Origin of the sequence: Curtobacterium sp. MR_MD2014 (assembly GCF_000772085.1) — a bacterium.
Lineage (GTDB): Bacteria > Actinomycetota > Actinomycetes > Actinomycetales > Microbacteriaceae > Curtobacterium.
The window spans coordinates 2027309-2045693 of sequence record NZ_CP009755.1; the positions used below are offsets into that span (position 1 = coordinate 2027309).

An 18385-nucleotide genomic window follows, 5' to 3' on the forward strand; every position below is an offset into this window, starting at 1 on the left:
GCACGCGCACGACGGCGGTACGGCGATCAGACGGCGACGGGGTCGGTCCGTGTTCGGCGTCGAACGGTCCGAGCACACGTGCAGCGGCCCGGTCCCAGCAGTGTAGACCGCTCCAAACAGCCGACGGAAGACGACGGGCCGAATCGATTCGACATCAGCCGGACACGCCACCGCGGAGCAAGACCGGCTCCCGCCGGACGAGCCGGCGCGACAGGCGCCGTCGGTGCTCGACGGACCTCAGGCCGCGCGGCGCTCCTCGCGCGCCCCGGCCGACGCCAGCTCGGGCAGCTCGTCGCGGTGCACCCACCCGGACCCGCACTCGGTGCAGCTCGCCCAGGCGTCGCCGGTCTGCTCGTCACCGTCGATGACGACCGTCTGCAGGTCGCAGTCGGGGCACCAGCCGTCGTGCATCATCACGCGCTCCTCGTCGTCGTCCGGGTCGTCCCGAGCCACCGGTGCGGCTCGGTGGAGACCATGAGACACCCGACCACCGACACCGCGGGGAGGCGATCGGCGTGTCCTGCACCTCCCAGCTGGCGTAGCATCGGGCCATGGGGTGGTGGATCGTGACCGGAGTCGTCCTGCTCGTCGCGGTGGGGCTGTGGCTGTGGATGCACCACCTGACGGACCTCGGCGCACGCTCGCGGCAGTACGACGGCAGTGACCCCGAGATCGCCGAGGCGCTCCGCCAGGCCGAGCGCGACAGCAACACCGGCCGCATGTACTTCTGACCGTGGCGACAGGACTCCGGACGGGCCTGGCAGCCCTGGTCACCGCGCTGTGCCTGGTGCTGACGAGCTGCGCCGGGTCGATGGCATCCGGACCTCCCGACTACACCGGGACGTGGCAGCTCGCCGGGCAGGACGGCTCCGAGCCCGCGCAGTTCGTCGTGTCGGCGGACGGCACCTACACCGCTCGCGGGATCCCGGACGCCCTGGCGTGCCGGACCAGGAACGCCGACACGAGCCCTCCCGGTTGCTCCGAGGGCCGTTCCTCGTCGGACTTCTCCGGGCAGTGGACACTCGCGGACGGCAGCGCACCGGGGATCCGGTTCCGGTTCGCGGACCGCTTCGTCCGCCAGGGGTACCCGACCGATGCCGGACTCGCCTTCTTCACCGGATCGCTCGACGTCCCCCGTCCCGACTTCGTGTTCGTCCGCACACCTGCGCGGTGACCGCGCGGGGCCGATCCACGGTCGTGCGGGCGGCCCGGGACCGGCTCAGTCGCCGAGCGCCGCCTCGAGCCGCTCGAGCTTCCCGTCGATCTCCCCCGTGTGCCCGGGGCGGACGTCGGCCTTGAGCACGAGGGACACCCGGGTGCCGTACGCACCGACGGCCTCGGTGGCGCGCTTGACGACGTCCATGACCTCGTCCCACTCCCCCTCGACCTCGGTGAACATCGACGAGGTGCGGTTCGGCAGACCGGACTCGCGGACGACGCGCACCGCTGCGGCGACCGCGTCGTGCACGGACCCGTCCGACGATGCCGAGGGACCACCGGACGGAGCAACGGAGAACGCGACGATCATGCGTCCATCCTGCCCCGGTCGACTCCCCCGCGCACCGGCGGCTCGGACACCCGCACCGACGAAGGCTCCGGCGAGCGCCGCGCGAGCCGTACCAGCACGACGACCGCCCACACCAGCACGGCGACCTCGAGGACGTTCCGCACGGTGAGCACGAACACCATCCAGGTGTGCACCGCGAGGAGCTCGTCGTAGAACCCCGGGTAGATCACCTGCGTCAGCAGCGCCAGGGGCAGCACCCCGATCGCGACCGGCAGGAAGCGCCGCGCGCTCGGGTACCCGGCGACGAGCCCCCAGACGACGGGGACGGCGTACCACCCGACGTACTGCGGCGACCCGACCTTGTTCACCGCGATCAGCACCGCGACGAACAGCAGCGCGAGGACCGGTGCCACCTCGGTGCGACGGGCGCCCCGCCGGACCGCGAGCAGCGCGAGGACCACGCCGCCGATGACGAGCACGGCCATCAGCGGCGTCGACAGCGCGGCCGCTGCGTGGGTGCCAGCTCCGGACACCTCGAACGTCAGGATCTCGCGGTCGTAGTAGACGGCCGCTCCGGGGACCCCGAGCGCTGCCGCCCACATGAAGGGTGTCGCGAGCGGGGCCTCGATCTGCAGCGCCCGGTCGCTCTGCTCGGTCACGAAGGACAGCAGGTACGGCGCTCCGCCGTAGAGCACGTCGACGAGCACGATCAGCCCGGTCACGACGAGTGCCCCGGTCACGACGGCACTCCGGTGTCCCCGACGCAGCAGCACCAGCACGCCCACCAACGCAGCCGGCCACACCTTCGTCCAGGCCGCTGCGGTGAAGAGCGCCGACGCGACCACCGGACGGGTCACGACGAAGGCGACGCCGACGAGGGCGATCGCGGTGGCCACGGTGTCGATCCGGCCGAGTGCGATGGGTCCGAGCGCGAGCAGGAACACGAGCCACCACCAGACGACCCGCACGCCGAACGCACGGAACCGCCAGAGGAAGGCACAGGCGACGGCGTCGAGCAGCACCATGAGCGCGAGCCAGCCGGTCGCGATCGCCGCGGTGCCGCCGAGGGCCGCAGCGGCCATCGGCACGAGCGCGAAGACCGGGTACACCCAGTCGGAGTCGACCCCGACCCACGAGTGGTCGATCCGTCCGACCTCGATCCACCGTCGGTAGGTGATGGTGACGTCACCCAGCGGCAGGTTCGGCGCGGTCGTGGCGAGCCACCAGAGCACAGCGTGCACCAGGACGACCACCACGGCGAGCGAGACGCCCTCGACCCACCGGAACCGCTGCTGCACCGTGCGAGCGTAGCGAACCGCTCCACAGGCTCTCCTGAGGAGGACGTGTCACCGTTCGCGGGTGAGCACCGACCCGCGCCAGCGCCCCACCAGCCGCAAGCCCCTCGTCTGGGCGGGGATCGTCCTGCTCGTCGCGGTGCTCGCCGTCGTCGGCGTCGCCGTCGGCACGAACGTGTACACGTCGAGCGAGAACGCGAAGGCGTCGGCGGCGCCCTCGGTCGCCGCGAGCCGCGCCCCGTCGACGCTCGACACGGCCGACCTGTCCGGCGACTGGACCGTGGGCGGCGACTCCGAGGCCGGGTACCGCGTGCACGAGGTCCTCAACGGCTCCGACGTCACCGTGACCGGGCGCACGGACAGCGTCACCGGTTCGGCGCGGGTCGACGGCACGACGATCACCGAGGCGACCGTCACGGTGCAGGTCGCCGACATCGCCACGGACTCCGCGCAGCGCGACTCGTACTTCCGCGACTCCGCCCTCGACGTCTCGGCCTTCCCGCAGGCGACCTTCACGCTCACCGGACCGATCACCGACGCCGTCCCGAGCGGCTCGGGCACGACCGAGGTCCGGGCCGACGGGGAACTCACGCTGCACGGCGTGACGAAGCCGGTCCGCGCCGACCTGCAGATCGGGCTCGACGGCGACGGTGTCGCGGTGTCCGGCACGGTCCCGATCACCTTCTCGGACTTCGGCGTGCAGGCCCCCGACCTCGGCTTCGTGAAGGTCGACGACGCGGGCGCCGTCGAGTTCCTCGTGCACGCCACGCACTCCGGTGCGCGGTGATGGAGCGCCTCCTAAGGCACCTCCTCGAGGACCGATGGGTGCTTGAGCGGGCCGCTGAAAAGGACATCCACGACCTAACGAGCCGCCTCGGCCACCCTCTCGACGATCGGCTGACCTTCGCCCTCGATGGTGACCTCGCGCGCAAGTGTCTGACGGACGCACCGACGACGTACCGCCGAGCGACTCCCGTCGCACTCGTCTCTGTCCCGTGAATGAGTGGAGGCAGCGCAGTCGTCGTTAAATGGCGGCAACGAGTCGCCTTCGTCAGTCGTGATCGCCAGCAGCGAGTTCCGCTGCCACACTGAGCGGCAAGCGAGTTACCCGCGGCACTTGGGGTCCGCCCGCATGCGTCGTTCCGACGGCATCTCACAGACGATCGCTGAAGTCCTCGGGACGCTCGAGGCCGACAGCCTGCAGATACTCCCACCAGGTCAAGATCCGGAGAGCGCCCTCATCGCAGGCAGCGGCCGCGCGAACTACCAGTTCCACGAAGAGCTACGGCTCAGACGCCCCGATAGGGCGGAGCTGCTCGGCGAGGTCGGCCATCACCCGGTCGAGCTCGACAACGGCCTCCGGGCGGAGAGGCGGATCGGGGCGACGGTTCGTGCGGGTGCGGTTTGCTCTGAGGCCGTCGGTCAGGTGAGGATCATGCGCCACAGCGAGACCGCGACCCAGGCGGCTTCGAACAGGACGACGACCCCGGCGGCGACCGTGACGGCGATGCCGACCGCGGTACCGACTTAGGTGGATGCGTTGGACTTCACGACGGCGCCTGGCGTTCGGGTAGGTTTCGAACATGCACTCCGGGTGGTGGGCGGTCGTCGTCGCAGCGGTCTCGGCACTGTTCGCGGCGTGGCAGGCGTGGGAGGCGCGGAAGGCGCGCACTGATGCCCGAGCCGCGAGCGAGGCCGCCAGCGAACACGAGAGCGCTGCTTTGGCCGCGGCTCGTGATGCGGCCGGGGCAGCGTCGCGGGGTGCCGCCGCGCAGGAGCGCATCGCCGAGGTGGTGGAGCAGTCGTCCGCCGACACGCGGATCTGGGGCTTCCGCTACCACGGCGGCGAGGACTGGCAGATCTACAACACCTCGGAGACCATTGTCGATGCCCGCCTGATCCCCCATGATCGAGAGCACGTCCTGCAGGTATCCGAGCTCGCGCAGACCAGCCATCAACTCGCTCCCGGTGCGGGCATAGATGTGTTCTGGCCGAACCGGGACCGCAGCTTGCCGGTGGTCGCTCGCGTGGTCGTCTGGTGGGAGACCGACGAGGGCAGGGCCCGGACCGAGACCGTGACGTTGAATCGTAGTGGCGTCGTCCCCTGGTGAGCCTTTCGCGGACGAGGGGTTCCTCGTGCTCGCGCCGCGGGCCGTGAGTCAGGGTGGCACGTTGCCGATGCGCCTCGCGCGACTCGATGTGACACGCGCGGCACCCCGGCGCCACGACAGCGAGTGACCGTTGCGGGCAGCCCGAATCGTGTAGGTGTTTGGGGGGGGGTCGCGGATGGCCCTTGTGGCATACCGTGAGGTTTCTAATGCCACCCAGGGCGCGCCGAGTGTTCTCGTCGTTGGCGGATATCTTCATGGCATGTTCGAATACCGCACCGTAAGTTTCATGTCCACAGCGCAGGAGCTCTTGGGTCTGACTCCAGGAGGAGTTCAGATCCGCACGATCGACTTCACCAGCAGCATCCCAGAACTCGCCGAGCACGTCGACGGCTGGGAGGTGGTGAACGCCCAGGTAGTACCCGCGGGCGAATACGCCTACCTCGTCATGTTCCTGCGCACCACCGCGTCTGTTTCAAACGACTGAATTAAGCGTGGATGGGAGAGGGACTCCACGAATGCGTGGAGGCCCTCTTCCTTACTGATTCATTCGTCTCCGACGGCCTGGCGGATCGCCCGTCCTCCCGGCGCAACGACACCTATCCGGGGGTTGGTAGGTCGAGACGCTCATACGCCTCGATGGCGGCAGCCGTCCGATTGACGCCCGCTCGGGACGCTGTACCCGTTCGCAACCGGAAGTCCTTCGCCTGCACCGATGCCAGCGCTTTTACTTCCGCTACGGTGAACTCGCGAGCCCACTCAAGGTCGTAGTTCGAGCGGTCGAAGCGAACGCAGACGGCGATGTCGAAGTCGAACGACTTGAACGAGAAAAAACGTTGGCTGCCGGCAGGAAGGGCTCGTGCCTTGACCTGAACGCGCGCGCCCTCTGCGCTCACCAGGTCGACGGCCGCCGCACCGGGGGTCGCGAGCTCGCCGCCGTACATCTCGAGTGCGATGCGCTCGGCGAGCTCCCCCACGATGGGTCCGCTGGTGCGGCTGATCCCTCTGCGTGCAATCTCATCGTCGATTGCGACTCGGGCGCTGATGAGGGACCGCAACGTCATGCCTGAGGGATTGTCCATCGGAGCACGCTACCGGGAACAGGAAGGCCCCACCATGTGGTGATGGCCTTCGGAAAGCGTACTGACAACCGGGTCGTAGTGGTCGGCTGCCGCAAGGCTGGCACGGAAGTGTCAGGTACCGGGAGGTGTCGCTCGGTCGGCGTGTCCGAATCGGCCTGTCTCTCGCCTCTGCTGTCAGCGTCGGTACTCGGATTGGACCTCTTTGCGGCGGACGAGCTTCTCCCTGCCGCGGCTCCAGACCCGTGCGGCGCCGCTGGTGATGTAGCCGCTGAGTGTCTGCCTGCTGATCCTGAGGTGCTTCATCGTCTGCCGCTTCGTCCACCACTCGTCAGCTACCGCGCTGATCTCCTCTCCCCACTAGACCGCCGTGCCGGTCGTGAGCGACCGGTGCGTCCCGTCGTGCCCGAGCCGCCTGGCACAGACTGCGGGTCGCCCCTCGACCATCGCCGTCGCCGCGCATGCCGGAGTTGCGCGCGGCTTGTCGCGTGGTTCGTTATCGGCCGGGTAATAGCCGTGCTCGTCGTAGAACCGGAGCACGCTCTCCCGGTCCCACACCTGCCGCGCGAGGCGCAGCATCTTCATCAGCTTGCGGACCTTCTTCTCGGACACCGGGTACGTGGCGGCGGGCTCCCGGTGGTCGCAGTGCTCGCAGTGCTCGCAGCGGAGCTCGAAGCCCTCGACGTCGTCCGACGCCCAATCGGCGCCGAATCTGTACTGGTCACAGACGGGCACGGGTGCGGGAGGACCCTGGCGCTCGCCGCGGGGTGCGCACGGGTACTTCCCGAACGCGGTCGGAAGATGTCGCCGATGTCAGTGACGAACACCTCGCCACTGGTGTGGAGCACGATCGCGTCCCACCGGATCAGCATCCACGTGACGAGGATCTTCACCAGCTCGACAGCGCCGGCCGGTGTCGCCTCGGCGCGGAACCCCTGCTCCTCGTCGCCGCGACGCCACACGACGACGACGGGCGCCGGCGGATTCACCTGCAGCGTCTCGGACCAGTACGTGACCCACTGCACGAGCCGTGCGTAAGCGTCCTCGGAATCATCGATAGCGTCGGCGCTGAACGGGAGCGGGGCCTCCTTCAACGCCGCACGTGGTGTGCCGTCGCCCATGACGCCGAGGGACGGGATCGCGAGGGACTGCGCTTAGGCGATCAGGGCGGCTGCGTTGTTCAGTCCTCAGCGGGCTTGGACAGCCGTGAGGGCGCATAGGTATCGTTCCCCGGCGGCCGGCCCGACCCCACGCGGCCTGACCCAGCCCGGCCGCGCGCCCTACCCCCGCGCGTCGCCGTCGACGACCAGGTCCCGGACCACGCCGCTCAGCTGCTCGATCAGCGCCGTCATCGTGAACGGACCACCCCGGGACGCACGACGGGCGGCGATCCCGTGCACGACCGCGGCGGTCGCGGCCAGGTGCGCGAGGTCCGACGGGGACAGCGACGCACCGAACGCCTCCGCAGCGCCCTGCCGTGCGGCGACGAGCGCCCCGAGCACCCCGCCGAGCACGTCCCCCGCGCCGGCCGCCGCGAGCCACGGCGTGGCCGACGACGCCACGAGCCGGACCGACCCGTCCGGTGTCGCCACGTGCGTGTCCGAGCCCTTGAGGAGGACGACGCTGCCGGTCCGTTCCGCCGCGCGCACCGCAGCCGTCGCCGGATCACGCTCGACGGCCTCGCGTGAGGTCTCGAGCACCGGGGCGAGCTCCCCCGCGTGCGGCGTCAGCACCGCCAGCGGTCCGAGGTCGACCAGCGGGATCGCCCCGGCGTCGACGACCACCGGCACGGCGTCGTCCGAGGCGTGCCGGAACGCGTCAGCGGTGGACGGGTCGAGCTCGTCGAGCGAGTCCGCGGAGATCCCGGAGCCGACGAGCCACGCCTGCACGCGACCGACACCCGAGACGACCTCCGGACGGCGGGCGAGCACGTGGTCGGTGGCACGGTCCGGTCCGACGTAGCGGACCATCCCGACGCCGGTGTGCACCGCTGCGTCGACGCCCATCACCGCCGCCCCCGGGTACCGGTCGGAGCCGGTCGCGACGCCGAGCACACCCCGGCGGTACTTGGTCGACTCGCCGTGCGGAGCGGTGGTCCAGGCAGCGGCGTCGGTCGGGGCGAAGGGGGCGAAGTCGTTCACGACCGCCACGTTACGGTGGAGCGCATGAGCCTGTTCCTGCCCGGTCGCGTGGTGGTCTTCGACTACGGCGAGGTGATCAGCCGGACACCGCACGGCGCGTGGGACGCCCTCGTCGCGATGACCGGCGTACCCGCGGACGAGCTGCTGCCGGTGTACCAGGAGCTGCGACACGACCTCGACCGGGGCGACCTCACGGTGCTCGAGTACTGGCGCGCGATCGCGGCGCGGACCGGCCGGCGGTGGAGCCTCACCGAGATCCACCGCTTCTGGGCGGTCGACTTCACGGGCTGGTTCGAGGTGGACCCCGAGGCGCTGGCGATCGTCGAGGAGCTGCACGCCGCCGGGACCCGGCTCGCCCTGCTGTCCAACGCCGGGCGCGACTTCGGCGACCCGTACCGCTGGTCGCCGATGGGCTCGGTGTTCGAGACGGTCGTGGTCAGTGCCGAGGAGCACGTCCTCAAGCCGGACGCATCCGTCTACCGCACGACGTGCGAGCGCCTGGGAATCACGCCCGAGCAGATGGTGTTCGTCGACAACAGGGCCGAGAACGCCGCCGGTGCAGACGCGATCGGGGCGGTCGGCCACCACTTCACGTCGCCGGCCGGACTGCGGACCTTCCTGCAGGACCTGGCGGCACGGACCGACGAAGGAGCACCCGCGTGACGCACGCCCTGTTCGAACCGATCACCATCCGCGACCTGACCGTCCGCAACCGACTCTGGGTCTCCCCGATGTGCCAGTACTCGGTCGAGCAGCAGGACGGCGTCCCGACCCCGTGGCACCTCGTGCACCTCGGCGGGTTCGCCAAGGGCGGCGCGGGCGCCGTCGTCGTCGAGGCCGCCGGCGTCGTGCCCGAGGGTCGGATCAGCCCGCAGGACGTCGGCCTGTGGAACGACGAGCAGCGCGACGCCTTCCGGCCGATCGTCGACTTCCTGCACGCGCAGGGCGCCGCCGCCGGCATCCAGCTCGCACACGCCGGGCGCAAGGCATCGACCCACCGCCCCTGGTCCGAGGCCTCGGGCAGCGTGCCGGAGGCCGAGGGCGGCTGGGCGACGGTCGCTCCGTCGGCCGTGGCCTTCGACGGCTACGCCGTGCCGCGCGAGCTCGAGACCGAGGACATTCGCGTCGTGGCGCTCGCGTTCGCCGCGGCCGCCCGCCGCGCGGTCGAGGCCGGCTTCGACCTGGTCGAGCTGCACGCGGCGCACGGGTACCTCCTCCACCAGTTCCTCTCGCCGCTGAGCAACCACCGCACCGACGCCTACGGCGGCTCGCTCGAGAACCGCGCCCGCGCCCTGCTCGAGACGATCGACGCCGTCCGCGCCGAGGTCGGCGAGGGCTTCCCCGTGGTCGTCCGCTTCTCGGCCACCGACTGGGTCGACGGCGGACTCACGGTGGAGGACACCGTGCAGGTCGCCAGCTGGGCTGCCGAGCACGGCGCCGACCTGGCCGACGTCTCCACCGGCGGCAACGTCGCGAAGGCCCCGATCCCGGTCGGGCCCGGCTACCAGGTGCCCTTCGCGGAGACGGTCAAGCGCGAGGCCGGCATCGGCACCATCGCCGTCGGCATGATCTCCACCGCCTTCCAGGCCGAGCAGGTCGTCGCCACCGGCCAGGCCGACGTCGTCATGGTCGGCCGCGAGTTCCTCCGCGACCCGTCCTTCGCCCTGCGCGCCGCCGCCGAGCTCGGCGTGGCGATCGACTACGAGCCGCAGCAGTACCACCGCGCGCGCGTCACGGCGTAGGCCGGCGCACCCAGCGCACCGCGCGCCTCACGACCGGTCACCGACACCGGCCGGGGGCGCGCGGCGTGCGGGCCGGGAGGCACGGCGCGCTCCCTGTACGTCCTCTCGGCTCCGACGCTGCGCACCCGCTACCATGACTCTCACTGTGGACGATCCTCCGAATTCCGTTTCGCCTTCCCACTCATCCGGCGCTCACTCGGTGAGCAGCCCCGCTTCCCGTGCGTCGGGAGGTGGAGAATGAGTCCCCTCGACATCGTCATGCTGGTCGGCGGCATCCTGCTGACCCTCGGTACCGGTGTCTTCGTCGCCTCGGAGTTCGCACTCGTGAACCTCGACCGCGCCGAGGTCGAGGCCCGGCGCGACCGCGGCGAGTCCGGCCTGGCGCCCGTCATCGCAGCGCTGAAGGTCACGTCGACGCACCTGTCGAGCGCGCAGCTCGGCATCACGCTGACGACCCTGCTGACCGGCTACCTGCTCGAACCGTCGATCGCGACGCTGCTCGAGGCGCCGTTCCTCGCGATGCAGCTGCCCGAGGCACTCGTCGAGACCGTCGGCTCGATCGTGGCGCTCGTCATCGCGACGCTGCTGTCGATGATCCTCGGCGAGCTCGTGCCGAAGAACTTCGCGCTCGCGCTGCCGCTCCAGACCGCGCGGCTCGTCGTGCCGCTGCAGGTCGCCTTCACCACCGTGTTCAAGCCCGCGGTCGCCCTGCTCAACGGCACCGCGAACGCCGTCCTCCGGTCGATGGGCATCGAGCCCCAGGAGGAACTGTCCGGAGCCCGCAGCGCCGAGGAGCTCAGCTCGCTCCTCCGCCGCTCGGCGTCGGAGGGCTCGCTCGAGCAGGACACCGCGACGCTGCTCCAGCGCACCATCGCGTTCTCCGAGCTCGACGCGAGCGACGTGATGACCCCGCGCCCGCGACTGTCGACCATCCGGGTCTCGGAGTCGGCGGACGACGTCATCGCGCTCGCGCGCCGCACCGGCTTCAGCCGCTTCCCCGTGATCGAGGAGGACGCGGACGACGTCGTCGGCATCGTGCACGTGAAGCAGGCCGTCGCGGTCCCGCGCGAGAAGCGCCCCGAGGTGCCGGTCGGCGCCCTGATGACCGAGGCCGAGCGCGTCCCCGAGACCATGCCCGGCGACACCCTGCTCGCCGAGGTCCGGAGCCGCGGCTACCAGATGGTGATCGTCGTCGACGAGTACGGCGGCACCGCCGGTGTCGTCACGCTCGAGGACCTCGTCGAGGAGATCGTCGGCGAGGTGTCCGACGAGCACGACCGCGCACGCATCGACGTCGTGCGCTCCCGGAACTGGTTGACCTTCCCCGGACTCCTGCGTCCCGACGAGCTCGAGGACCGCGCCGGCGTGACGGTCCCCGAGGACGGTCCGTACGAGACCGTGGGCGGGTTCATCATGTCCTCCCTCGGACGCCTGCCCGCCGTCGGTGACGAGGTCGCGCTCGACGACGGCGTCTTCCGCGTCGAGCGGTTGGACGGTCGCCGTGTCGACCGCGTCCGCTGGACCCCGACGCACCCCGATCCCGTCCCGACCACCGGCAGCACCGCGACCGCGCAGCGCCCGGCCACCGGGATCATCATCCCCGCCACGAAGGAGGGCTCCCGATGAGCGCCGCGTCCGTCCACGACGGCATGGTCGTCCTCGCCGCCGGTGAGTCCGCGTCGAGCGGCTCCGACTGGTGGGGTATCTTCTGGCTCGTCGTCCTGCTGCTCGGCAACGCGTACTTCGTCGCCGCCGAGTTCGCCGTGATCTCCGCCCGCCGCTCGCAGATCGAGCCGCGCGCCGAGGCCGGGTCGAAGGCCGCCCAGACGACGCTCGCCGCGATGGAGCACGCCACGCGCATGCTCGCCACCACGCAGCTCGGCATCACGGTCTGCTCGCTCCTCATCCTCAACGTGTCCGAGCCGGCCATCCACCACCTGCTCGAGGTCCCGCTCGGACTGACCGGCTGGAGCGTCGAGGTGATCGGCACCGTGGCGTTCGTCTTCACGCTGCTGCTCGTGTCCTTCCTGCACGTCGTGTTCGGCGAGATGGTGCCGAAGAACATCTCGTTCTCGATGCCCGACCGGGCCGCACTGCTGCTCGTCCCGACGCTCTGGTACATCGGCCACGCCCTGCACTGGGTGATCGTCGGCCTGAACGAGACCGCGAACGCCGTGCTCCGTCTGTTCAAGGTCGAGCCGAAGGACGAGGCCGTCAGCGCGTTCACCGTGGAGGAGGTCCAGACGATCGTCGAGCAGTCCCGCCGCGAAGGCACCCTGACGGACGACGGCAAGCTCGCGATGGCGTTCGAGTTCACGGAGAAGAAGGTCAAGGACGTCGCGGTGCCGATGTCCGACCTGGTCACCCTCCCCGAGGACGCCACCCCCGAGGACGTCGAGCGCGCGGTCGCCCAGCGCGGCTTCTCGCGGTACGTGCTCGTCGGCGACGACGGCGACCCGACGGGCTACGTGCACGTCAAGGACGTCATCGACCTGCGTCCGGACGAGTTCGACGTGCCGGTGCCCCCGAAGCGGATCCGGCAGCTCATCTCCCTGTACACGGACATGGACCTCGAGGACGCCCTCGCGACCATGCGTGCGGCGGGCCGTCACGTGGCGCGGGCGTTCGACGCCGAGGGGCGCACGATCGGTGTGCTGTTCCTCGAGGACATCCTCGAGGAACTGGTGGGCACCGTCGAGGACGCGACCCGGCGGCGCTGACCGCGACCGGACGACGGACGGGCGCGCCCCGCTCAGCGGCGACGCGAAGCGTTGCGCGGGGCGCGCCGACCGAGCCTGCGAGGGAGGACGGTGCCAGCTGGCACCGCGCCTCCCGTCCGTCTGTCGGTCCTGGTCGAGACTCGGCCAGGCGGACACGTTCGGGGCGGTGGGACCGCGAAACTGTCCGTGGAACCGAGTCTCGCGCCGACGGCGGCCCGCCGACGGCCGCGCCCCGCGCCGCTACCAGCTCACGGGGAGCGGCTTGCCCTCCTCGTAGCCGGCGGCCGACTGGATGCCGACGAGCGCCCGCTCGGCGAACTCGGTCAGCGAGGACGCCCCCGCGTAGGTCGCCGAGCTGCGGATGCCGGTGGTGATCATGTCGAGCAGGTCCTCGACGCTCGGTCGCTCCGGGTCGAGGTAGATCGTCGACGACGAGATGCCCTCGGCGAAGAGCGCCTTGCGGGCCCGCTCGTACGGGTCGAGGCGCTCGAAGCGCTCCCGCACGGCCTTCGCCGACGCCATGCCCCAGCTCTCCTTGTAGGCCTTGCCCGCGGCGTCGCGGCGGAGCACGCCCGGCGCCTCGAGCGTGCCGGCGAACCACGAACCGATCATGACGGCGGAGGCTCCGGCGGCCAACGCGAGTGCCACGTCGCGCGGGTAGCGGACGCCGCCGTCGGCCCAGACGTGTGCGCCGAGCGACCGGGCGGCCGCGGCGGTCTCGAGCACGGCGGAGAACTGCGGGCGACCGACGGCCGTCATCATGCGCGTGGTGCACATCGCGCCCGGTCCGACGCCGACCTTGATGATCGTCGCACCGGCGTCGACGAGGTGCGCGACGGCGTCGGCGGTGACGACGTTGCCGGCGACGATCGGCAGGCCGAGACCCAGCGCCGAGACCGTGCGGAGCGCGCGGAGCATGCCCTCCTGGTGGCCGTGCGCGGTGTCGAGCACGAGCACGTCGACCCCGGCGGCGGCCAGGGCCTTCGCCTTCGCGGCGACGTCGCCGTTGATGCCGACCGCGGCGGCGACCCGCAGGCGACCGTCCCCGTCGACGGCGGGCGTGTAGATGTCGGAGCGGATCGCGCTGGTCTGGCTCGTGGTGCCGACGACCCTGCCGTGCCGGACCACGGGCGCGAAGTCGACCTCGGCGGCGGAGAGCACGTCGTACACGTGCCGCGGGGTACCGGCGTCGTCGGCGTCGATTGCCGTCGAGGGTCCGTGCAGCAGGTCACCGATCGTCGCGTCCGCACCCGCGGTGCCGAGCCGGGCGGCGGGCACGCAGCCGAGGTACTCCCCCGCGTCGTCGCGGACCACGACGCCCCGGCCCGCCACCGGCAGCAGCTGCTCGAGCGCCTCGGCGACGGTGGTGTCGGCGCGCATGTCGTAGGCGGTGTCGAAGTCGACCGGCTGCTCCTTGACCCAGCGGATCGCGGCGTCGAGGTCCTGCAGGTGCATGTCCTGCGGCAGCACACCGAGCCCACCGCGGCGGGCGAGGGTCGCGGCGAGCCGCGGGCCGGTCACCGAGTTCATGTTCGCGCTGACGATCGGGATCGTGGCGCCCGTGCCGTCGTTCGTGGCGAGGTCCACGTCGAAGCGGCTCGTCACCCCGGACCGACTCGGCACGAGGAAGACGTCGGAGTAGGTCAGGTCGTGCGTCGGCCGCGTCTCGTAGAACCTCATGGGTGCCACTGTACGGCTCCGCAGCCGCGCGGACACGCGTGCGGGAGGTCTCCCCGGCGCACCGTCGACGCCGGAACGGGACCCCTGCTGCGCGACACCCGTCGTCGGGTCCACCGGTCCGGTGGGCGGCCCCCGTCCCGACACGCGCGAGCACGGCCGGGAGGCGCGGCGCGCGTCCGACGGTCACCGAACGGTCGGCGCGGAACGGCTAGGCTGGCGGCCAGTGCGGAGCAGGGTTGCCCCGCACGACACACACGAGCATCTATCGACGGAGAGTGGGCGATCGGCTGTGTCGAGCCATCTGACGGGTACGGACGAGACCGCGGGCGAATTCGGGGCGAACGAGTGGCTGGTCGACGAGCTCTACGAGCAGTTCGTCGCCGACAAGGAGTCCGTCGACAAGTCGTGGTGGCCCGTGCTCGAGAGCTACCACCGCTCGCAGACCGGGGGCGACGCCGCCGCCGGCTCGGCGCCCAGCGCACCCGCCCCCGCGCAGTCCTCGTCGCAGTCGACCACGCAGCAGCCCGCCACGGGTGACGCCCCGGGCGAGGCGAGGCCCGCCGGTCCGATCCAGGCGAAGACGACCTCGCGCCAGCCCACCCCGCAGCCGATCCCGGCCGAGGCCAACGACGAGGCCGACGACCACGAGGAGACCCACGAGGACGTGGCGACCCCGCTCCGGGGCATGGCGAAGACGCTGGCCTCGAACATGGACGCCTCGCTCACGGTCCCGACCGCGACCAGCGTCCGGACGATCCCGGCGAAGCTGATGATCGACAACCGCATCGTCGTCAACAACCACCTGCGCCGGGCCCGGGGCGGCAAGATCTCCTTCACCCACCTGATCGGGTGGGCGATGGTGCAGGCGCTGAAGGACTTCCCGAGCCAGAACGTGTTCTACGAGGAGCGCGACGGCAAGCCCTTCGTGGTGGAGCCCGCGCACGTGAACCTCGGCATCGCGATCGACGTCCCCAAGAAGGACGGCACCCGCTCGCTCCTCGTCCCGAGCATCAAGCGCGCCGAGACCCTGACCTTCGGCCAGTTCCTCGCCGCGTACGAGGACCTCGTCAAGCGCGCCCGCGACAACAAGCTCACGCCGGCCGACTTCCAGGGCACGACGATCTCGCTCACCAACCCGGGCGGCATCGGCACCGTGCACTCGGTCCCGCGCCTGACGAAGGGCCAGGGCTCGATCATCGGCGCCGGTGCGCTCGAGTACCCGGCGCAGTTCCAGGGCTCCGCGACGAAGACCCTGGTCGAGCTCGGCGTCGGCAAGACGATCACGCTGACGAGCACCTACGACCACCGGGTCATCCAGGGCGCCGGCTCGGGCGAGTACCTCAAGAAGGTGCACGAGCGACTCATCGGCGAGCACGGGTTCTACGAGGGCATCTTCTCGGCGCTGCGCATCCCCTACAAGCCCATCCAGTGGGCGAACGACATCAACGTCGACCTGGCCCACCGCGTCAACAAGACGTCGCGCGTGCAGGAGCTCATCAACAGCTTCCGCGTGCGCGGGCACCTGATGGCCGACATCGACCCGCTCGAGTACCGGCAGCGCACCCACCCCGACCTCGAGCTCGAGAACCACGGGCTGACGTTCTGGGACCTCGACCGCGAGTTCGTCACGGGCGGCCTCGCCGGCACCACGACGGCACCCCTGCGCGACGTGCTCGGCATCCTGCGCGACGCCTACTGCCGCACCGTCGGTGTCGAGTACATGCACATCCAGGACCCGGAACAGCGCCGCTGGGTGCAGGGCCACATCGAGGTGCCGTACTCGAAGCCGTCGAAGGACGAGCAGCTCCGCGTCCTCGGCAAGCTCAACGAGGCCGAGGCGTTCGAGACCTTCCTGCAGACGAAGTACGTCGGCCAGAAGCGCTTCTCGCTCGAGGGCGGCGAGTCGACCATCGCGTTCCTCGACACCCTCATCCAGCACGCGGCGGGCGCCGGCCTCGACGAGGTCGCCATCGGCATGGCCCACCGCGGCCGCCTCAACGTGCTGACGAACATCGCCGGCAAGACCTACGGGCAGATCTTCCGCGAGTTCGAGGGGTCGTCGCTCCCGGGTTCCGTGTCCGGTCAGGGCTCCGGTGACGTGAAGTACCACGTCGGCACCGAGGGCGTCTTCCGCGCGTCGGACGGCTCGAGCATCCCCGTCACGATCGCCGCGAACCCGTCACACCTCGAGGCCGTCGACGGCGTGCTCGAGGGCATCGTGCGCGCCAAGCAGGACCGCACCCCGCCCGGCACCTTCGGCGTGCTGCCGGTGCTCGTGCACGGCGACGCGGCCATGGCCGGCCAGGGCGTCGTCGTCGAGACCCTGCAGATGTCGCAGCTCCGCGGCTACCGCACGGGTGGCACGGTGCACCTCGTCATCAACAACCAGGTCGGGTTCACCACGCCCCCGGAGTCCGCGCGCAGCTCGGTGTACTCCACCGACGTGGCGAAGACGATCCAGGCGCCGATCTTCCACGTCAACGGGGACGACCCCGAGGCCGTGGCCCGCGTCGCCGAGCTCGCCTTCGCGTACCGCGAGGAGTTCCACCGCGACGTCGTGATCGACCTCGTCTGCTACCGCCGCCGCGGCCACAACGAGGGCGACGACCCCTCGATGACCCAGCCGCTCATGTACAACCTCATCGAGGCGAAGCGCTCCGTCCGCACCCTGTACACCGAGGCCCTCGTCGGTCGCGGCGACATCACGCAGGAGGAGTACGACGAGGCGCACCGCGACTTCCAGGACCGCCTCGAGCGCGCCTTCGCCGAGACCCACGAGGCGCAGACCGGCACGATGCCCGTCATCACGACGGACGACGACGGCGCCGTGGACGGTCTCGAGCGTCCGACGGCCCAGCGTGACGACGCCGAGGTCGAGGTGCACGAGACGGCGATCTCCGAGGAACTCGTCCGGGCCATCGGCGACGCGCACAGCAACCCGCCCGCCGGCTTCTCGATCCACCCGAAGCTGCAGCAGCTCCTCACCAAGCGCACCGAGATGACCCGCTCCGGCGGCATCGACTGGGCGATGGCTGAGCTCATGGCGATCGGCTCGGTGCTGGTCGAGGGCAAGCCCGTCCGGCTCGCCGGCCAGGACGCCCGACGCGGCACCTTCGTGCAGCGCCAGGCGGTCTTCCACGACCGGGTGAACGGGCAGGAGTGGCTGCCGCTCGCCAACGTCGCCGAGGACCAGGCCCGCCTGTACATCTACGACTCGCTGCTCAGCGAGTACGCGGCGATGGCGTTCGAGTACGGCTACTCGGTCGAACGTCCCGAGGCCCTCGTGCTGTGGGAGGCGCAGTTCGGCGACTTCGCGAACGGCGCGCAGACCGTCATCGACGAGTTCATCTCGTCCGCCGAGCAGAAGTGGGGACAGCGCTCCGGTCTGGTGCTCCTGCTCCCCCACGGCTACGAGGGTCAGGGGCCGGACCACTCCTCGGCGCGCATCGAGCGGTACCTGCAGCTCTGCGCCGAGGACAACATGATCGTCGCGCGTCCCTCGACGCCGGCGTCGTGGTTCCACCTGCTCCGTCGCCAGGCGTGGGAGCGCCCGCAGAAGCCGCTCGTCGTCTTCACGCCGAAGGCCATGCTCCGCCTCCGCCAGGCGACGAGCCCGGTCGAGGCCTTCACGAACGGCTCCTTCCACGAGGTGCTCGACGACGACCGCGTGACCGACAAGGCCGGGGTGCGCCGCGTCGTGCTGCACTCGGGCAAGGTGCACCACGACCTCCGCGCCGAGCTCGACAAGTCCGGCGCGACCGACGTCGCCCTCGTCCGGTTGGAGCAGCTCGCGCCGCTCCCCCTCGACGAGCTGCTCCGGGTGCTCGCGGGCTACCCGCAGGCCGAGGTCGTCTGGGCCCAGGAGGAGCCGGAGAACCAGGGCGCCTGGCCGTTCGTGTGCATGAACCTGTCCCCGCACCTCGACGGCCGTCCGCTCTCCGTGGCCTCGCGCCCGGCGAGTGCCGCACCGGCGACGGGCTCGTCGAAGCGTTCCGCGGGTGAGGCCGCCGACGTCGTCCGCAAGGCACTCGGCTGATCCGCCGCGCCCCCTGACGAACGATGCGCCCCGTGGAGACGGGGCGCATCGTTCGTCAGGGCGCGCATCTCCCGGGC

18 protein-coding genes are annotated in these 18385 nt (G+C 70.9%); 11 read left to right on the forward strand and 7 right to left on the reverse strand.

The features are described from left to right. Positions 1 to 237 precede the first annotated feature (237 nt). Positions 238 to 453: a hypothetical protein gene (locus NI26_RS09330; RefSeq protein ID WP_066654728.1), complete on the reverse strand. Its 216-nt coding sequence runs from the start codon at positions 451 to 453 to the stop codon at positions 238 to 240. 98 nt (positions 454 to 551) lie between these two features. On the opposite strand from NI26_RS09330, the gene NI26_RS09335 reads away from it, so the two are divergent. Next, entirely contained in the window at positions 552 to 731 is a 180-nt protein-coding gene (locus tag NI26_RS09335) for a hypothetical protein (protein WP_066654730.1), read from the forward strand. Between the two features lie 2 nt (positions 732 to 733). Further along, positions 734 to 1174 (forward strand): hypothetical protein, encoded by a 441-nt coding sequence (locus NI26_RS09340; RefSeq protein ID WP_066654732.1) that lies wholly within the window; start codon positions 734 to 736, stop codon positions 1172 to 1174. Positions 1175 to 1219: 45 nt separating this feature from the next. On the opposite strand, the gene NI26_RS09345 is transcribed toward NI26_RS09340, so the two are convergent. Further along, entirely contained in the window at positions 1220 to 1528 is a 309-nt protein-coding gene (locus tag NI26_RS09345) for a thiamine-binding protein (RefSeq protein WP_066654734.1), read from the reverse strand. Then, on the reverse strand, positions 1525 to 2805 hold the full coding sequence (locus tag NI26_RS09350; protein WP_066654736.1) for a DUF2029 domain-containing protein: 1281 nt from the start codon (positions 2803 to 2805) through the stop codon (positions 1525 to 1527). The genes NI26_RS09345 and NI26_RS09350 overlap by 4 nt, the downstream gene beginning before the upstream one ends. A 61-nt stretch (positions 2806 to 2866) precedes the next feature. On the opposite strand from NI26_RS09350, the gene NI26_RS09355 reads away from it, so the two are divergent. The 4 genes from NI26_RS09355 to NI26_RS09375 all read left to right on the forward strand — a co-directional run bounded on the left by NI26_RS09355 (position 2867) and on the right by NI26_RS09375 (position 5397). Further along, complete coding sequence (locus NI26_RS09355; RefSeq protein ID WP_066654738.1) at positions 2867 to 3589, forward strand: YceI family protein; 723 nt, start codon at positions 2867 to 2869, stop codon at positions 3587 to 3589. A gap of 345 nt (positions 3590 to 3934) precedes the next feature. Next, entirely contained in the window at positions 3935 to 4333 is a 399-nt protein-coding gene (locus NI26_RS09365; protein WP_144411313.1) for a hypothetical protein, read from the forward strand. 52 nt (positions 4334 to 4385) lie between these two features. Beyond that, complete coding sequence (locus NI26_RS09370; RefSeq protein WP_066654744.1) at positions 4386 to 4913, forward strand: hypothetical protein; 528 nt, start codon at positions 4386 to 4388, stop codon at positions 4911 to 4913. 259 nt (positions 4914 to 5172) lie between these two features. After that, complete coding sequence (locus NI26_RS09375) at positions 5173 to 5397, forward strand: hypothetical protein (RefSeq protein WP_066654746.1); 225 nt, start codon at positions 5173 to 5175, stop codon at positions 5395 to 5397. Between the two features lie 112 nt (positions 5398 to 5509). Here NI26_RS09375 and NI26_RS09380 read toward each other — a convergent pair whose 3' ends face one another. From NI26_RS09380 to NI26_RS09395, 3 genes are all read right to left on the reverse strand, one after another. Next, on the reverse strand, positions 5510 to 5992 hold the full coding sequence (locus NI26_RS09380; protein WP_144411314.1) for a DUF6998 domain-containing protein: 483 nt from the start codon (positions 5990 to 5992) through the stop codon (positions 5510 to 5512). Between the two features lie 357 nt (positions 5993 to 6349). After that, positions 6350 to 6724, reverse strand: a complete 375-nt coding sequence (locus NI26_RS09385; RefSeq protein WP_066654750.1) for a hypothetical protein — start codon at positions 6722 to 6724, stop codon at positions 6350 to 6352. Positions 6725 to 7269: 545 nt separating this feature from the next. Further along, on the reverse strand, positions 7270 to 8130 hold the full coding sequence (locus tag NI26_RS09395; RefSeq protein ID WP_066658339.1) for an ADP-dependent NAD(P)H-hydrate dehydratase: 861 nt from the start codon (positions 8128 to 8130) through the stop codon (positions 7270 to 7272). Positions 8131 to 8154: 24 nt separating this feature from the next. Between NI26_RS09395 and NI26_RS09400 the strand changes: the two genes are divergently transcribed. The 4 genes from NI26_RS09400 (at position 8155) to NI26_RS09415 (ending at position 12592) form a co-directional block, all read left to right on the forward strand. After that, positions 8155 to 8793 carry an HAD family hydrolase gene (locus NI26_RS09400; RefSeq protein ID WP_066654754.1) on the forward strand — a complete coding sequence of 213 codons (639 nt, stop codon included), beginning with the start codon at positions 8155 to 8157 and terminating at the stop codon, positions 8791 to 8793. Continuing rightward, positions 8790 to 9872, forward strand: coding sequence for an NADH:flavin oxidoreductase/NADH oxidase (locus NI26_RS09405; RefSeq protein ID WP_066654756.1), 1083 nt, complete (start codon positions 8790 to 8792; stop codon positions 9870 to 9872). The genes NI26_RS09400 and NI26_RS09405 overlap by 4 nt, the downstream gene beginning before the upstream one ends. A gap of 237 nt (positions 9873 to 10109) precedes the next feature. Beyond that, complete coding sequence (locus NI26_RS09410) at positions 10110 to 11498, forward strand: hemolysin family protein (protein WP_066654758.1); 1389 nt, start codon at positions 10110 to 10112, stop codon at positions 11496 to 11498. A 23-nt stretch (positions 11499 to 11521) separates the two neighbouring features. Continuing rightward, positions 11522 to 12592, forward strand: coding sequence for a hemolysin family protein (locus tag NI26_RS09415; RefSeq protein ID WP_066658342.1), 1071 nt, complete (start codon positions 11522 to 11524; stop codon positions 12590 to 12592). Between the two features lie 240 nt (positions 12593 to 12832). On the opposite strand, the gene NI26_RS09420 is transcribed toward NI26_RS09415, so the two are convergent. Beyond that, positions 12833 to 14272 carry a GuaB1 family IMP dehydrogenase-related protein gene (locus NI26_RS09420; RefSeq protein ID WP_066654760.1) on the reverse strand — a complete coding sequence of 480 codons (1440 nt, stop codon included), beginning with the start codon at positions 14270 to 14272 and terminating at the stop codon, positions 12833 to 12835. Between the two features lie 289 nt (positions 14273 to 14561). Here NI26_RS09420 and NI26_RS09425 point away from each other — a divergent pair, with 289 nt between their 5' ends. Further along, a complete protein-coding gene (locus NI26_RS09425) occupies positions 14562 to 18308 on the forward strand; it encodes a multifunctional oxoglutarate decarboxylase/oxoglutarate dehydrogenase thiamine pyrophosphate-binding subunit/dihydrolipoyllysine-residue succinyltransferase subunit (protein ID WP_200884095.1) in 3747 nt (1248 codons plus the stop codon). Positions 18309 to 18385 lie beyond the last annotated feature (77 nt).

What these genes read in the sequence shown, in the direction of transcription:
- NI26_RS09410 (WP_066654758.1), top strand. Translation starts at nt 10,110, where the DNA reads ATGAGTCCCCTCGACATCGTCATGCTGGTCGGCGGCATCCTGCTGACC.
- NI26_RS09415 (WP_066658342.1), top strand. Translation starts at nt 11,522, where the DNA reads ATGGTCGTCCTCGCCGCCGGTGAGTCCGCGTCGAGCGGCTCCGACTGG.
- NI26_RS09420 (WP_066654760.1), bottom strand. Translation starts at nt 14,272, where the DNA reads ATGAGGTTCTACGAGACGCGGCCGACGCACGACCTGACCTACTCCGAC.
- NI26_RS09365 (WP_144411313.1), top strand. Translation starts at nt 3,935, where the DNA reads ATGCGTCGTTCCGACGGCATCTCACAGACGATCGCTGAAGTCCTCGGG.
- NI26_RS09345 (WP_066654734.1), bottom strand. Translation starts at nt 1,528, where the DNA reads ATGATCGTCGCGTTCTCCGTTGCTCCGTCCGGTGGTCCCTCGGCATCG.
- NI26_RS09335 (WP_066654730.1), top strand. Translation starts at nt 552, where the DNA reads ATGGGGTGGTGGATCGTGACCGGAGTCGTCCTGCTCGTCGCGGTGGGG.
- NI26_RS09375 (WP_066654746.1), top strand. Translation starts at nt 5,173, where the DNA reads ATGTTCGAATACCGCACCGTAAGTTTCATGTCCACAGCGCAGGAGCTC.
- NI26_RS09400 (WP_066654754.1), top strand. Translation starts at nt 8,155, where the DNA reads ATGAGCCTGTTCCTGCCCGGTCGCGTGGTGGTCTTCGACTACGGCGAG.
- NI26_RS09380 (WP_144411314.1), bottom strand. Translation starts at nt 5,992, where the DNA reads ATGGACAATCCCTCAGGCATGACGTTGCGGTCCCTCATCAGCGCCCGA.
- NI26_RS09370 (WP_066654744.1), top strand. Translation starts at nt 4,386, where the DNA reads ATGCACTCCGGGTGGTGGGCGGTCGTCGTCGCAGCGGTCTCGGCACTG.